Raw genomic sequence first — 12,566 nt, 5'->3', positions numbered from 1 at the left:
GCCCAACGGGGGACTAGCCCCCTCGCCACAATGATCCCGCTGGATCAGGCGTAGGTATCGATCAACGTGCCGAGCATTTCGTCGGAAGCCTTGGCGACTTTCGCGCCCAGCTCAACCTGGAGCTTGCCTTCAGCCAGTTCCACCATGTTGCTCGCGGAGCTGGTCGGCTGGCCGCGATTGACCGCCTGCAAGCGGTCATTCTGCGCATCCGAAGGCTGGCTGGTGGCAGCACTGGCGATTTTGCCGGCGGCCTGGTCGACGCGGTTTTGCCCGGCCTGAATAGTGCTCAGGCCTGAATAAAACGCACTGCTTCCAGAGATTTCCATGGCGTAAACCTGCCTTGCAATAAATCGTGAATCCTTATTGAAGCAGACAATCTGGCAAAAGGCCCGTCAATAACACTAATGGCATAATGCCTTATCCCTAGGAAAAACTAATCAAGCAAGTCCAGTTGCAGGTACTCGGCCACCGCTTCGGCCGTGGGTTGCTTGAGCCGTGGTACCCGGCCCAGGCACGGCGCCGGCAGGCGTTCGGCCAAGGTGGCGAGGTTTTCTTCCAGACGGGAGGTCTTCGGATCGATGATATTGGCCACCCATCCCGCCAGCGGCAAACCGTCCCGGGCGATGGCTTCGGCGCTCAGCAGCGCATGATTGATACACCCCAGGCGCACGCCCACCACCAGGATCACCGGTAACTGCAAGGCCTTGGCCAAATCCGACAGGTTGTCCTGATCAGCCAGCGGCACGCGCCAGCCACCGGCACCTTCAATCAGCGTGAAGTCCGCGTGTTTGTCGAGGATGTGCTGCATCGGCTTGAGCAGGGCTTGCACGGTCAGCGCCACACCCGCTTCACGGGCCGCCAGGTGCGGCGCGATGGCGGGTTCAAAGGCCAGTGGATTGACTTCGGCATAGGCCAGCGGCAACGAACACTCCGCCAGCAAGGCCAGAGCATCGGCGTTGCGCAAGCCCCGTGTGGTCACTTCGCAGCCCGAGGCCACCGGCTTGCCGGCAGCGGTGCTCTTGCCGGCCTGTCGGGCCGCATGCAACAGGCCTGCGGCGACGGTGGTCTTGCCGACATCGGTGTCGGTGCCCGTGACGAAATAGGCAGCGCTCATAAGGGCTTCTCCAGTACGGCATACACGACTTGATAGGTGGCTGGCAGGCCCTGGGCCTGGCGCAACTGCTCGTAGGCCTGCACCAAGGCAACAATCCGCGCCCGGCCCGTCAAGCCGCCAGGGCGCCCCGGGTTGAGATTGTGGGCCCCCAAAGCTTTCAATTCGTGGGTCAGGCTGCGTACATCCGGGTAATGCAACACGTGGGGGCGCTGCTCCAGGCTCACCACGCGCAAGCCACTGGCCGCGCACTGCTGTTGGTACGTGCTGAACGGGCGGAACCGGTTGACGTGAACCATTGCGTCCGCCGCCCGCCAACTGTCGCGCAACTCATCCAGGGTGCCGACGCACAGGCTGGCAAACGCCAGCACGCCACCGGGCTGCAACACCCGTCGCGCCTCACTGAGTACCGCCGGGAAGTCAGCACACCACTGCACCGCCAGGCTGGAGAAGATCAGCCCGCAACTACCGTCCTGTAGCGGCAAACGCTCGGCATCCCCGGCGATAAAGTGCTCGGCACCGCCCAAGGGCCGCGCGTGGCTGAGCATCCCTTCGGCGATATCCAGCGCCAGGCCTTGGCCCTGCGGGAACGTGCTATTCAATGCGCGGCTGAAATATCCGGTGCCGCAGCCCAGATCCAGCCAGCGCCGGGGCATCAACGCCGATGGCAAGCGCCCAAGCAACTCGCTGCCCACGTCACGCTGCAACGCGGCAACGCTGTCATAACTGGCCGCCGCCCTGGAAAACGACGCCGCCACCTGGCGTTTGTCGGGCAAGGCACCCGGCAGTGGAGGATGGGACAAATCAGTCATCGCCGCACTCATGCAAAAAAGCCTGGATCGCCGCCGCCACTCCATGGGGGTTGTCCAGTAGGAAAGCGTGTCCGGCCTGCTCAATCAGACCGACCTCAACATCAGGCAATAACTTCAGCAGCTCAGTGCCGGCCTCGCAGGGCACCAACTCATCCAGGCCGGCGAACACGTGCAACTGCGGGCCACGAAAGGCCTGCAGGGCCTCGCGGGTGTCCAGTTGTGCAAGCAGCTCCAGGCCGCTCATCAGCGCACTGGACGCCGTAGCCGGCGCGCTGCTGACCAGCAAGCGCGCGATGCCCCGTGGGTCTTGCGTCCCCTTGGCGCACAACAGGCCAAAGCGCTTGAGGGTGACTTGCGAATCGGCGTGGCAACCCGCCAGGAACGCGTCGAACGTCTCGGCCGGCATTGCGCTGGGCCAGCCCTCGTGCGCCACAAAACAGGGGTTACTGGCCAAGGTCAGCAAGCCGCAGCAGCGATCGCCGCGCCGTGCCGCCAACTCGGATGCGAGCATTCCGCCCAGGGACCAACCGCCCAGCCAGGCGTTGTCTGGCAACGTGGCATCGAGCTCGTCGAGCCATTCATCAGGGTCGCTGCTGGTGAGCACCGGCAACGGTTCGATATCCACCCGCAAGCGCTCATCCAGACCACGCAAGGCGGCGGCCAAGGGCTCCAGTGGCGACACACCCAGCCCCCAGCCGGGGAGCAGTATCAGTCGATCACGCATGGTCGGACTCCGGGTCTGACAAGCGGAAACACTCTTCCAATGCGTCTAACAATAGTCGCACCTGCGCCTCAGTGTGGGCGGCCGTCAAGGTCACACGCAAACGGGCACTGCCGGCCGGCACGGTAGGCGGGCGGATGGCCGTGACCATGATGCCGCGCTCGCGCAGCATCTGCGACAGGCGCACCGCGCGCGCACTGTCGCCAATCATGATTGGCTGGATCGGGGTAAAGCTGTCCATCAACACCAGGCCGATCTGCTCGGCACCCTGGCGGAACTGGCGGATCAGCGAGTGCAAATGCTCACGCCGCCAGTGCTCGCTGCGCAGCAGTTCCAGGCTTTTGAGGGTGGCGCAGGCCAGCGCCGGCGGTTGGCTGGTGGTGTAGATATACGGGCGGGCGAATTGGATCAGGCTTTCGATCAACTCCTCGCTGCCAGCAACGAACGCCCCGGCGGTCCCGAAGGCTTTGCCCAGGGTGCCGACCAACACCGGCACATCCTCCTGGCTCAGGCCAAAATGCTCGACGATCCCGCCGCCCGTGGCGCCCAACGGCCCGAAGCCATGGGCATCATCCACCATCAGCCAGGCGCCCTTGGCCCGGGTTTCGCGGGCCAGGGCCGGTAGGTCCGCAAGGTCGCCGTCCATGCTGAACACGCCGTCAGTGACTACCAGGGTATTGCCGCAGGCTCTTTCCAGGCGCTTGGCCAGGCTGACCGCATCGTTATGCAGATAGCGATTGAACCGCGCGCCGGACAGTAAGCCTGCATCCAGCAGGGACGCGTGGTTGAGCCGGTCTTCGAGTACCGTATCGCCCTGCCCCACCAAGGCGGTGACGGTACCGAGGTTGGCCATATAACCGGTGGTGAACAACAGCGCACGCGGGCGCCCGGTGAACTCGGCCAGCGCCTCTTCCAACTCATGGTGTGGCGTGCTGTGGCCGACGACCAAGTGCGAGGCCCCTCCGCCCACGCCCCAACGGGCAGCACCGGCCTGCCAGGCTTCAATCACTTGCGGGTGATTGGCCAGGCCCAGGTAGTCGTTATTGCAAAAGGCCAACAACGGCTGGCCGTCCACCACCACCTGCGGGCCCTGGGGACTTTGCAGCAGCGGGCGCTGGCGATAGAGGTGTTCTGTACGGCGGGCAGCGAGGCGCGCGGCGAGATCAAAAGACATGCTGGCCTCATATTCAAGGGATTGAACTCGATCAAAAATGTGGGAGCGGGCTTGCCCGCGATTACGGTGTGTCAGTCAGCTAATGTCTTGACTGACCCTCCCTGATCGCGGGCAAGCCCGCTCCCACATTTGGATGGCATTTCAATCAGACGACAGCGTTGTAGAACTGCTCGCTGCTTTTCTGCTCGACCAACGCCTGCTCAATCGCCGCCTGGTGCACTTCATCGGCGTGCTCTTCACGAGCTTCCGGCAGGATGCCCAGCCGTGAGAACAACTGCATGTCCTTGTCGGCCTGCGGGTTGGCGGTGGTCAGCAACTTGTCGCCGTAGAAAATCGAGTTGGCACCGGCAAAGAACGCCAAAGCCTGCATCTGCTCGTTCATCGCTTCACGGCCGGCGGACAGCCGCACATGGGATTGCGGCATCAGGATGCGCGCCACGGCGAGCATGCGGATAAAGTCGAACGGGTCGATATCCTCGGCATTCTCCAGGGGCGTACCGGCCACCTTCACCAGCATGTTGATCGGCACCGATTCCGGATGCTCCGGCAGGTTGGCCAGCTGGATCAGCAGGTTGGCGCGGTCGTCGAGGGATTCGCCCATGCCGAGGATACCGCCCGAGCAGATCTTCATCCCCGAATCACGTACATACGCCAGGGTTTGCAGGCGTTCGCTGTAGGTGCGAGTGGTGATGATCGAGCCGTAGAACTCCGGCGACGTATCCAGGTTGTGGTTGTAGTAGTCCAGGCCGGCCTGGGCCAGGGCCTCGGTTTGGTCCTGGTCCAGACGCCCCAGGGTCATGCAGGTTTCCAGGCCCATGGCCTTGACGCCTTTGACCATCTGCAACACATAGGGCATGTCTTTGGCCGATGGGTGCTTCCAGGCGGCGCCCATGCAGAAGCGGGTCGAACCGATGGCCTTGGCACGTGCCGCCTCTTCGAGGACTTTCTGCACTTCCATCAGCTTTTCTTTTTCCAGGCCGGTGTTGTAGTGGCCCGACTGCGGACAATATTTGCAATCTTCTGGGCAGGCACCGGTCTTGATCGACAGCAAGGTCGAAACCTGCACTCGATTGGCATCGAAATGCGCGCGGTGCACGGTCTGCGCCTGGAACAGCAGGTCATTGAACGGCTGGACGAACAGGGCTTTGACTTCGGCCAAAGACCAGTCGTGACGCAAGGTGGCAGTGAGGCTGGCGCTCATGGGCGATTCCTTGTTTATGCTTGGGCAAGCGCTGTGGGAAGGGCAATACCCACAGGCACGACACGGATGCTCGGCATATTTAAGGAAGATTCATGCACTGTCAACCTGACTACAAACACGAGGTTTACATCTGGTTAAAAAGCAACCAGACCTGTTTGCTCTGCGATGAAGCCACGGACTCCCCCGCTACGCTATGCAATGCCTGCGAAATCGACCTGCCGTGGCTGACGGATTGCTGCCAGGTGTGCGCCCTGCCCTTACCCGTCAGCGGCCTGACCTGCGGCCAATGCCTGCACTCACCCCCGGCATTCCAGCAAGTCGTGGCGCCCTGGACCTATGGCTTTCCGCTGGACAGCCTGATCAGCCGCTTCAAACATCAGGGCAAATGGCCCCTGGGGCATCTGCTGGCAAGCCTGCTGGGGCAATGCCTGCAAGACCGCTTCGACAACGCCGAACTGGCACGCCCCGACCGCCTGCTTCCTGTGCCGATGGCCGCCAAACGCCTGCGCCAGCGCGGCTACAACCAGGCCACCATGCTCGCCCGCTGGCTGGGCCGGGACCTCGACCTGCCTGTGGATGAACAACTGCTGCTGCGCCCCCAGGACACCATCGCCCAACAGCAACTGGACGCCAGGCAGCGCCAGCGCAACCTGCTCAAGGCCTTTGCCCTGGCCCCAGGCGCGCAGGTACAGGGCCAGCACCTGGCGCTGGTGGACGATGTGCTGACCACCGGCGCCACCGCCCACAGCCTGGCCCGCCTGCTGCTACACGCCGGCGCGCGCCAGGTCGATGTGTATTGCCTGGCGCGCACACCCAAGCCCGGCACATGACTTGACTCCGGCGACGCCTGCCCGCAACGTCCCGCGTATCCCAAGCCAGTGTGCAGCCGTTCGCCATGCCTTTACCGTCTCTGTTGAGCCAACATATCGTTCGTCGCCCCCAGCGTATCGCCTTGCTGCAACATATCGCCGAGCAGGGCTCCATCACCCGTGCCGCGAAAAGCGCCGGTTTGAGCTACAAGGCCGCGTGGGATGCCATCGATGAACTGAACAACCTGGCGCAAAAGCCCCTGGTTGAACGCAGCGTCGGCGGCAAGGGCGGCGGCGGCGCGCGGCTCTCGGCCGAAGGTGAGCGGGTATTGCGCCTGTATCAGCGCCTGCAGACCGTGCAGGCCCAGGTCCTGGAGGCTGCCGAAGACGCCAGCGATTTCAACCTGCTGGGCCGCCTGATGCTGCGCACCAGTGCGCGTAACCAACTGCATGGCCAAGTGATCGCCATCGACAGCCATGGCCGCAATGATCGAGTGCGCCTGGAGCTGGCCGGTGGCTTGACCCTCGATGCGCAAATCACCCATGACAGCACCCTGCGCCTGGAACTGGAAATCGGCACTGAAGTGGTCGCGCTGATCAAGGCCGGCTGGCTGGAGCTGATCGCCGCTGACCAAGCGCCGACGCCTGGATTCAACTGCATGGGCGGCGTGATCGAGGCCATGCTTGATGCCGATGACGGCCCCAGTGAGGTGCGCATCACCTTGCCCAATGGCCTGGTGCTGTGTGCATTGGCGGCGCCCGAGCAGCTCAAGGCGCTGGCAGCAAGTGAAGGCACGCAGGTTCAGGTGCAGTTTGCGCCGAGCAATGTGCTGCTGGGCACGCCGGTTTAGGTGATCTTCAGGGCCTCATCGCGGCATAAGTATCTACACAACTTTCACAAACTAATGAACTCCCCCGTGGCGAGCGGGCTTGCCCCGCGCTGGGCTGCGAAGCAGCCCTAAACCCGCCTATCGCGGTTTATCTGAAGAAACGCGGCGGGCTTGTTGGGGCTGCTTCGCAGCCCAGCGCGGGGCAAGCCCGCTCGCCACAACTGCGCTATCTGCCTGAATCTAGGCGTTGCGGCAAAGTTGTGTAGATACCTATGCTCATCGCGGGCAAGCCCACAGTGTTTCTGTGTACACCGGCCAAGTGTGGGAGCGGGCTTGCTCGCGAAGGCGATAGTACACACACCACCTATCTCCAGCCCGGTGCGCTACCATACCCGGCCGGACGCGGCGACCTGCTGCGCGCAGGAGTTCGCATGGCCCACCCGTTTGAAACATTGACCCCCGACCTGGTTCTCGACGCTGTCGAAAGCATCGGTTTTCTCAGCGACGCCCGCGTTTTGGCGCTCAACAGCTACGAAAACCGGGTGTATCAAGTCGGCATCGAAGACTGCGAGCCGCTGATCGCCAAGTTCTACCGACCCCAGCGCTGGACCAACGAAGCGATCCTTGAAGAACACCGCTTCACCTTCGAACTGGCCGAATGCGAAGTGCCTGTGGTCGCCCCGATGATCCATAACGGCGAAAGCCTGTTCGAACACGCGGGCTTTCGTTTCACCCTGTTCCCTCGCCGTGGTGGCCGGGCGCCGGAGCCGGGCAATCTCGATCAGTTGTACCGCCTTGGGCAGTTGCTCGGGCGCTTGCATGCGGTGGGCGCCACCCGCCCCTTCGAACACCGTGAAGCCCTGGGGGTGAAGAACTTCGGTCATGACTCCCTGAACACGTTGCTCGAAGGCAACTTCATTCCCAAGAGCCTGCTGCCTGCCTACGAATCCGTGGCCCGTGACTTGCTCAAGCGCGTGGAGGATGTGTACAGCGCCACGCCGCACAAGAACATCCGCATGCATGGCGACTGCCACCCCGGCAACATGATGTGTCGCGATGAGATGTTCCATATCGTCGACCTCGACGACTGCCGCATGGGCCCGGCGGTCCAGGATTTATGGATGATGCTCGCCGGCGATCGCCAGGAATGCCTGGGGCAGTTGTCGGAGTTGATGGACGGCTACCAGGAATTCCACGATTTCGATCCTCGCGAACTGGCGCTGATCGAGCCTCTGCGCGCCCTGCGCCTGATGCACTACAGCGCCTGGCTGGCACGGCGCTGGGATGATCCGGCATTCCCCCACAGCTTCCCGTGGTTTGGCAGCGAGCGGTATTGGGGCGACCAGGTGCTGGCGCTGCGCGAACAATTGTCTGCGCTCAACGAAGAACCCCTGAAATTGTTCTAGGAAATCACGCTCGCTCATCATGTAGGAGCGAGCTTGTTTCCGGGCGGCGTGCCGACGAAGGTCGTTAGCGATAACGCGGGAAACCTGACACCCAGCGGCGCCCTCAGGTTTTTCGCGAGCAAGCGCGCTCCTACAAAAAGCCGACCCATCGATAGACAAACTTCCTTACAATCACGGCTTTGTTAGCTGCCTATGCAAGGATTCTGCATGCAAGCCGCCAACCCGCGTCGCGGGTATATCCTGGGCCTGAGTGCCTACGTCATCTGGGGCCTGTTCCCGCTCTACTTCAAAGCCATCGCCAGCGTGCCGGCCGCCGAAATCATCGTCCACCGCGTGCTGTGGTCGGCGCTGTTCGGCGGTTTGCTGTTGCTGGTGTGGAAACACCCCGGCTGGTGGCGCGAACTGCGGGACAACCCCAAGCGCCTGGCGATCCTGGCGTTGAGCGGCTCGTTGATCGCAGGCAACTGGCTGACCTATGTATGGTCGGTCAACAGTGGGCGCATGCTCGAAGCCAGCCTGGGTTACTACATCAACCCGCTGGTCAACGTGCTGCTGGGCATGCTGCTGCTCGGTGAACGCCTGCGGCGCCTGCAATGGGTCGCCGTCGGGCTGGCCGCCGTGGGTGTGGCGCAACAGGTATGGCAGGTGGGGAGTTTGCCGTGGGTGTCGCTGGTGCTGGCGTTGACCTTTGGTTTCTACGGTTTGATCCGCAAGCAGGCGCCGGTCAAGGCATTGCCGGGCCTGGTGGTGGAAACCTGGATGCTGGTGCCGATTGCCCTGGCGTGGCTGCTGCTCAACCCCACCGCCCATAGCGCCAATATGGCGTTCTGGAGCACATCCGAAGCCTGGTGGCTGGTGGCCGCAGGCCCGGTGACATTGATCCCGCTGGTGTGTTTCAACGCCGCCGCGCGGCACTTGCCGTACACCACGCTCGGTTTCCTGCAGTACTTGGCGCCAACCCTGGTCCTGCTGCAGGCGGTGCTGCTGTTCGACGAACACATGAGCCCCGCCAGCCTGGTCGCGTTCGTATTTATCTGGGCGGGGCTTGCGGTCTACAGCATCGACGCATGGCTGAGCCTGCGCAAACGCTGATCAAATAATGTACAAACCCTTGCAAGCCACAGCCGGCTTGGCTTGCAGGGTTTCACCCCAAGGTTATCCACAACCTGATCCCCGGCGTTTGTGCACAAGCCTTTGAAATTGCTCGTTTTTTGCTCAACACTCCGCAAGCCACGGCCGGCGCGGCCTGGCGCCGAGTCTCTACAGCTTATCCACAAGCCCATGCAAGATTTCCATGAACAACCCTGTGGACGGTTATTCCTCGCTGCGCAGCTGCAACTCCACCATCAGATCATCGGCCAGGGTTTCCAAGGCAGCCTGCAACGTGTCCAGCGCCAGGGTGGAAGGCACCGCCAGCGCGGCCTCGGCGTGAAACAACGGGTCGCTGCTCATGGGCGCCGGGCGCACGTCGGTACTCAGGCGCTCCAGGTTCACCCCTTGCTTGCTCAACAGCGCGGTGATTTCGCGCACGATACCTGGCCGGTCATTGCCCACCAGGGTCATCAGGATCGGCTTGCTTGCCGATGCCTGCGCGCCGCTGCTTTCACCGACCAGCACACGAATGCCATGGGTGGACAGGTCCTCCAGGGCACTGACCAGCTCACTGCGGTTTTCCATTGGCACACTGACCCGCAGGATCCCGGCAAATTGCCCGGCCATATGGGCCATGCGACTTTCCAGCCAGTTGCCACCGCGCTCGGCAATGCAGTGGGCTACACGCTCGACCACGCCGGGTTTGTCGGCGGCGATGACGGTGAGTACGAGATGGTCCATGGCAACAGTCCTCTGGTGATGAATACTCGATTATAGGCACCTGCCTGTAGGAGCGAGCCGCAAAACAAATCGTGTACCATTTTTATATTTATCTGGAACAATCCATTGGTTTTTTGAGAACATCCCATTCCCCGCTGTGACCGTACAACCAAAGTGGGTCGCTAAACGACGTATTTAGTCTAATTTTCACAACCGCAACTCATCATGTAGTATGCCTCGGCGCGCACTACATAACGTTAGGTCGATGTCTGCCCAGGCGCCGTCAGAACCCCGAACAGCCCGTCAGCAAGCCTTGCGCCGTTGATTGGAACCACCCAGCCGCCGTTCATGGCATGTACTGGTGCCTTGGGTTTGTGGTTTAAATGGCCAGAGGCTTCATTGGTAAATTGAAAAGCTGAAAAGCGAATTAGCTCCGCAGAGTGAGGCAAGCAATGACTGAACACGTTCAAGTCGGTGGCCTGCAGGTCGCCAAAGTCCTGTTCGACTTCGTGAACAACGAAGCCATTCCCGGTACCGGCCTGACCGCCGACCAGTTCTGGGCCGGCGCCGACAAGGTCATCCACGACCTGGCACCGAAGAACAAAGCCCTACTCGCCAAACGCGACGATTTCCAAGCGCGGATCGATGCCTGGCACCAGACCCACGCCGGCAAGGCCCACGACGCAGTGGCCTACAAAGCCTTCCTGCAAGACATTGGCTACCTGCTGCCAGAAGCGGCGGATTTCCAGGCGACCACACAAAACGTCGATGACGAAATCGCCCGCATGGCCGGCCCGCAGTTGGTGGTGCCGGTGATGAATGCGCGGTTCGCCCTCAACGCCTCCAACGCCCGTTGGGGCTCGCTGTACGACGCGCTGTATGGCACCGACGCCATCAGCGAAGCCGACGGCGCCGAGAAAGGCCAGGGCTACAACAAGGTGCGCGGTGACAAGGTCATCGCCTTCGCCCGCGCCTTCCTCGACGAAGCCGCACCGCTCACCGCCGGCAGCCATGTCGATTCCACCGGCTACAAGATCGTCGACGGCAAGTTGGTGGTCAGCCTCAAGGGTGGCAGTAACAGCGGCCTGCGCAGCGATGCTCAGTTGATCGGCTACCAGGGCGATGCCGCCCAGCCAATCGCCATCTTGTTCAAGCACAACGGCCTGCACTTCGAAATCCAGGTCGACGCCAGCACCCCGGTCGGCCAGACCGACGCCGCCGGCATCAAAGACATCCTGATGGAAGCCGCGCTGACCACCATCATGGACTGCGAAGACTCCGTCGCCGCCGTCGATGCCGACGACAAAGTGGTGATCTACCGCAACTGGCTCGGCCTGATGAAGGGCGACCTGGCCGAAGAAGTGGCCAAGGGCGGCAAGACCTTTACCCGCACCATGAACGCCGACCGCACCTACACCGGTGTCGACGGCAATGCGGTGACCCTGCATGGTCGCTCGCTGCTGTTCGTGCGCAACGTTGGCCACCTGATGACCATCGACGCCATCCTCGATGCCCAGGGCAATGAAGTGCCAGAAGGCATCCTCGACGGCCTGATCACCAGCCTGGCAGCGGTCCACAGCCTCAATGGCAACAACAGCCGCAAGAACAGCCGCACCGGCTCCGTGTACATCGTTAAACCGAAGATGCACGGCCCCGAAGAAGCCGCGTTCACCAACGAACTGTTCGGGCGCATCGAAGAGGTGCTGAACCTGCCGCGCAACACCCTCAAGGTCGGCATCATGGACGAGGAGCGCCGCACCACGGTCAACCTCAAGGCCTGTATCAAGGCTGCCAGCGAGCGCGTGGTGTTTATCAACACCGGCTTCCTCGACCGCACCGGCGACGAAATCCACACCTCCATGGAAGCCGGCGCGATGGTGCGCAAGGCGGCGATGAAGGCGGAAAAATGGATCGGCGCCTATGAGAACTGGAACGTTGATATCGGCTTGAGCACTGGCCTGCAAGGTCGTGCGCAAATCGGTAAAGGCATGTGGGCAATGCCCGACTTGATGGCCGCCATGCTCGAGCAGAAAATCGCTCACCCGCTGGCCGGCGCCAACACCGCGTGGGTACCGTCGCCGACGGCTGCCGCCCTGCACGCGCTGCATTACCACAAGGTCGACGTATTTGCCCGCCAGGCCGAACTGGCCAAGCGCGAACGCGCTTCGGTGGACGACATCCTGACTATTCCCCTGGCCCAGAACACCGACTGGTCCGAGGAAGAAATCCGCAACGAGCTGGACAACAACGCCCAGGGCATCCTCGGCTACGTGGTGCGCTGGATCGACCAGGGCGTGGGTTGCTCGAAAGTGCCGGATATCAACGATGTGGGCCTGATGGAAGACCGCGCCACCCTGCGTATCTCCAGCCAGCACATCGCCAACTGGCTGCGCCATGGCGTGGTCAGCGAAGCCCAGGTCATGGAAAGCCTCAAGCGCATGGCGCCAGTGGTGGATCGGCAGAACGCCGGGGACGCGCTGTACCGTCCCTTGGCCCCGGACTTCGACAGCAATATCGCGTTCCAGGCAGCGGTGGAGTTGGTGATTGAAGGGACCAAGCAACCCAACGGTTATACCGAGCCGGTGTTGCATCGTCGGCGGAGGGAGTTCAAGGCCAAGAATGGTCTTTGAGTAACCGCACGTAAAAAAGCCCTGATCGAAAGATCAGGGCTTTTTAATACGTGGCTCCAA

General features: G+C 62.2%; 12 protein-coding genes. 5 read left to right on the top strand and 7 right to left on the bottom strand.

Annotated features, from left to right (window positions below; all coding sequences use genetic code 11):
* Positions 1 to 44 precede the first annotated feature (44 nt).
* The 6 genes from FIV38_RS03870 to bioB all read right to left on the bottom strand — a co-directional run bounded on the left by FIV38_RS03870 (position 45) and on the right by bioB (position 5,019).
* Positions 45 to 326, bottom strand: a complete 282-nt coding sequence (locus FIV38_RS03870; protein ID WP_029296904.1) for a hypothetical protein — start codon at positions 324 to 326, stop codon at positions 45 to 47.
* A 107-nt stretch (positions 327 to 433) separates the two neighbouring features.
* On the bottom strand, positions 434 to 1,114 hold the full coding sequence (bioD, locus tag FIV38_RS03865; protein ID WP_029296906.1) for a dethiobiotin synthase: 681 nt from the start codon (positions 1,112 to 1,114) through the stop codon (positions 434 to 436).
* Positions 1,111 to 1,923, bottom strand: a complete 813-nt coding sequence (gene bioC, locus FIV38_RS03860; RefSeq protein ID WP_092230926.1) for a malonyl-ACP O-methyltransferase BioC — start codon at positions 1,921 to 1,923, stop codon at positions 1,111 to 1,113. Before bioC ends, bioD begins: the two co-directional genes overlap by 4 nt.
* Entirely contained in the window at positions 1,916 to 2,647 is a 732-nt protein-coding gene (locus tag FIV38_RS03855; RefSeq protein ID WP_029296909.1) for an alpha/beta fold hydrolase, read from the bottom strand. Before FIV38_RS03855 ends, bioC begins: the two co-directional genes overlap by 8 nt.
* Entirely contained in the window at positions 2,640 to 3,818 is a 1,179-nt protein-coding gene (gene bioF, locus FIV38_RS03850; RefSeq protein WP_092230928.1) for an 8-amino-7-oxononanoate synthase, read from the bottom strand. The genes FIV38_RS03855 and bioF overlap by 8 nt, the downstream gene beginning before the upstream one ends.
* Before the next feature lie 145 nt (positions 3,819 to 3,963).
* Positions 3,964 to 5,019 carry a biotin synthase BioB gene (bioB, locus tag FIV38_RS03845; RefSeq protein WP_029296913.1) on the bottom strand — a complete coding sequence of 352 codons (1,056 nt, stop codon included), beginning with the start codon at positions 5,017 to 5,019 and terminating at the stop codon, positions 3,964 to 3,966.
* Between the two features lie 92 nt (positions 5,020 to 5,111).
* Between bioB and FIV38_RS03840 the strand changes: the two genes are divergently transcribed.
* From FIV38_RS03840 to rarD, 4 genes are all read left to right on the top strand, one after another.
* The gene (locus FIV38_RS03840; protein ID WP_092230931.1) at positions 5,112 to 5,849 is read left to right on the top strand and encodes a ComF family protein; all 738 of its coding nucleotides are present in this window, start codon (positions 5,112 to 5,114) and stop codon (positions 5,847 to 5,849) included.
* Positions 5,850 to 5,914: 65 nt separating this feature from the next.
* Positions 5,915 to 6,679, top strand: a complete 765-nt coding sequence (locus tag FIV38_RS03835) for a TOBE domain-containing protein (RefSeq protein WP_092230934.1) — start codon at positions 5,915 to 5,917, stop codon at positions 6,677 to 6,679.
* 410 nt (positions 6,680 to 7,089) lie between these two features.
* Positions 7,090 to 8,064, top strand: a complete 975-nt coding sequence (locus FIV38_RS03830) for a serine/threonine protein kinase (protein WP_029296919.1) — start codon at positions 7,090 to 7,092, stop codon at positions 8,062 to 8,064.
* Positions 8,065 to 8,271: 207 nt separating this feature from the next.
* Positions 8,272 to 9,156 carry an EamA family transporter RarD gene (gene rarD, locus FIV38_RS03825; RefSeq protein ID WP_029296920.1) on the top strand — a complete coding sequence of 295 codons (885 nt, stop codon included), beginning with the start codon at positions 8,272 to 8,274 and terminating at the stop codon, positions 9,154 to 9,156.
* Between the two features lie 222 nt (positions 9,157 to 9,378).
* Here the strand turns inward: rarD and FIV38_RS03820 are convergent, their stop codons facing one another.
* A complete protein-coding gene (locus FIV38_RS03820) occupies positions 9,379 to 9,897 on the bottom strand; it encodes a glycine cleavage system transcriptional repressor (RefSeq protein WP_070994490.1) in 519 nt (172 codons plus the stop codon).
* A gap of 431 nt (positions 9,898 to 10,328) precedes the next feature.
* On the opposite strand from FIV38_RS03820, the gene FIV38_RS03815 reads away from it, so the two are divergent.
* On the top strand, positions 10,329 to 12,506 hold the full coding sequence (locus FIV38_RS03815) for a malate synthase G (protein WP_092230935.1): 2,178 nt from the start codon (positions 10,329 to 10,331) through the stop codon (positions 12,504 to 12,506).
* The last annotated feature ends 60 nt before the right edge of the window (positions 12,507 to 12,566 follow it).

The sequence above is a fragment of the Pseudomonas proteolytica genome (assembly GCF_007858275.1).
GTDB classification, from domain to species: domain Bacteria; phylum Pseudomonadota; class Gammaproteobacteria; order Pseudomonadales; family Pseudomonadaceae; genus Aquipseudomonas; species Aquipseudomonas proteolytica.
Note: the sequence above shows the minus strand (reverse complement) of the source record. Positions and strands in the feature narration are given on the sequence as shown.

Coding starts and splice junctions, on each gene's coding strand:
- bioD (WP_029296906.1), bottom strand. CDS start 1,114: ATGAGCGCTGCCTATTTCGTCACGGGCACCGACACCGATGTCGGCAAG.
- FIV38_RS03820 (WP_070994490.1), bottom strand. CDS start 9,897: ATGGACCATCTCGTACTCACCGTCATCGCCGCCGACAAACCCGGCGTG.
- FIV38_RS03815 (WP_092230935.1), top strand. CDS start 10,329: ATGACTGAACACGTTCAAGTCGGTGGCCTGCAGGTCGCCAAAGTCCTG.
- FIV38_RS03855 (WP_029296909.1), bottom strand. CDS start 2,647: ATGCGTGATCGACTGATACTGCTCCCCGGCTGGGGGCTGGGTGTGTCG.
- FIV38_RS03840 (WP_092230931.1), top strand. CDS start 5,112: ATGCACTGTCAACCTGACTACAAACACGAGGTTTACATCTGGTTAAAA.
- bioB (WP_029296913.1), bottom strand. CDS start 5,019: ATGAGCGCCAGCCTCACTGCCACCTTGCGTCACGACTGGTCTTTGGCC.
- bioC (WP_092230926.1), bottom strand. CDS start 1,923: ATGACTGATTTGTCCCATCCTCCACTGCCGGGTGCCTTGCCCGACAAA.
- FIV38_RS03830 (WP_029296919.1), top strand. CDS start 7,090: ATGGCCCACCCGTTTGAAACATTGACCCCCGACCTGGTTCTCGACGCT.
- rarD (WP_029296920.1), top strand. CDS start 8,272: ATGCAAGCCGCCAACCCGCGTCGCGGGTATATCCTGGGCCTGAGTGCC.
- bioF (WP_092230928.1), bottom strand. CDS start 3,818: ATGTCTTTTGATCTCGCCGCGCGCCTCGCTGCCCGCCGTACAGAACAC.
- FIV38_RS03870 (WP_029296904.1), bottom strand. CDS start 326: ATGGAAATCTCTGGAAGCAGTGCGTTTTATTCAGGCCTGAGCACTATT.
- FIV38_RS03835 (WP_092230934.1), top strand. CDS start 5,915: ATGCCTTTACCGTCTCTGTTGAGCCAACATATCGTTCGTCGCCCCCAG.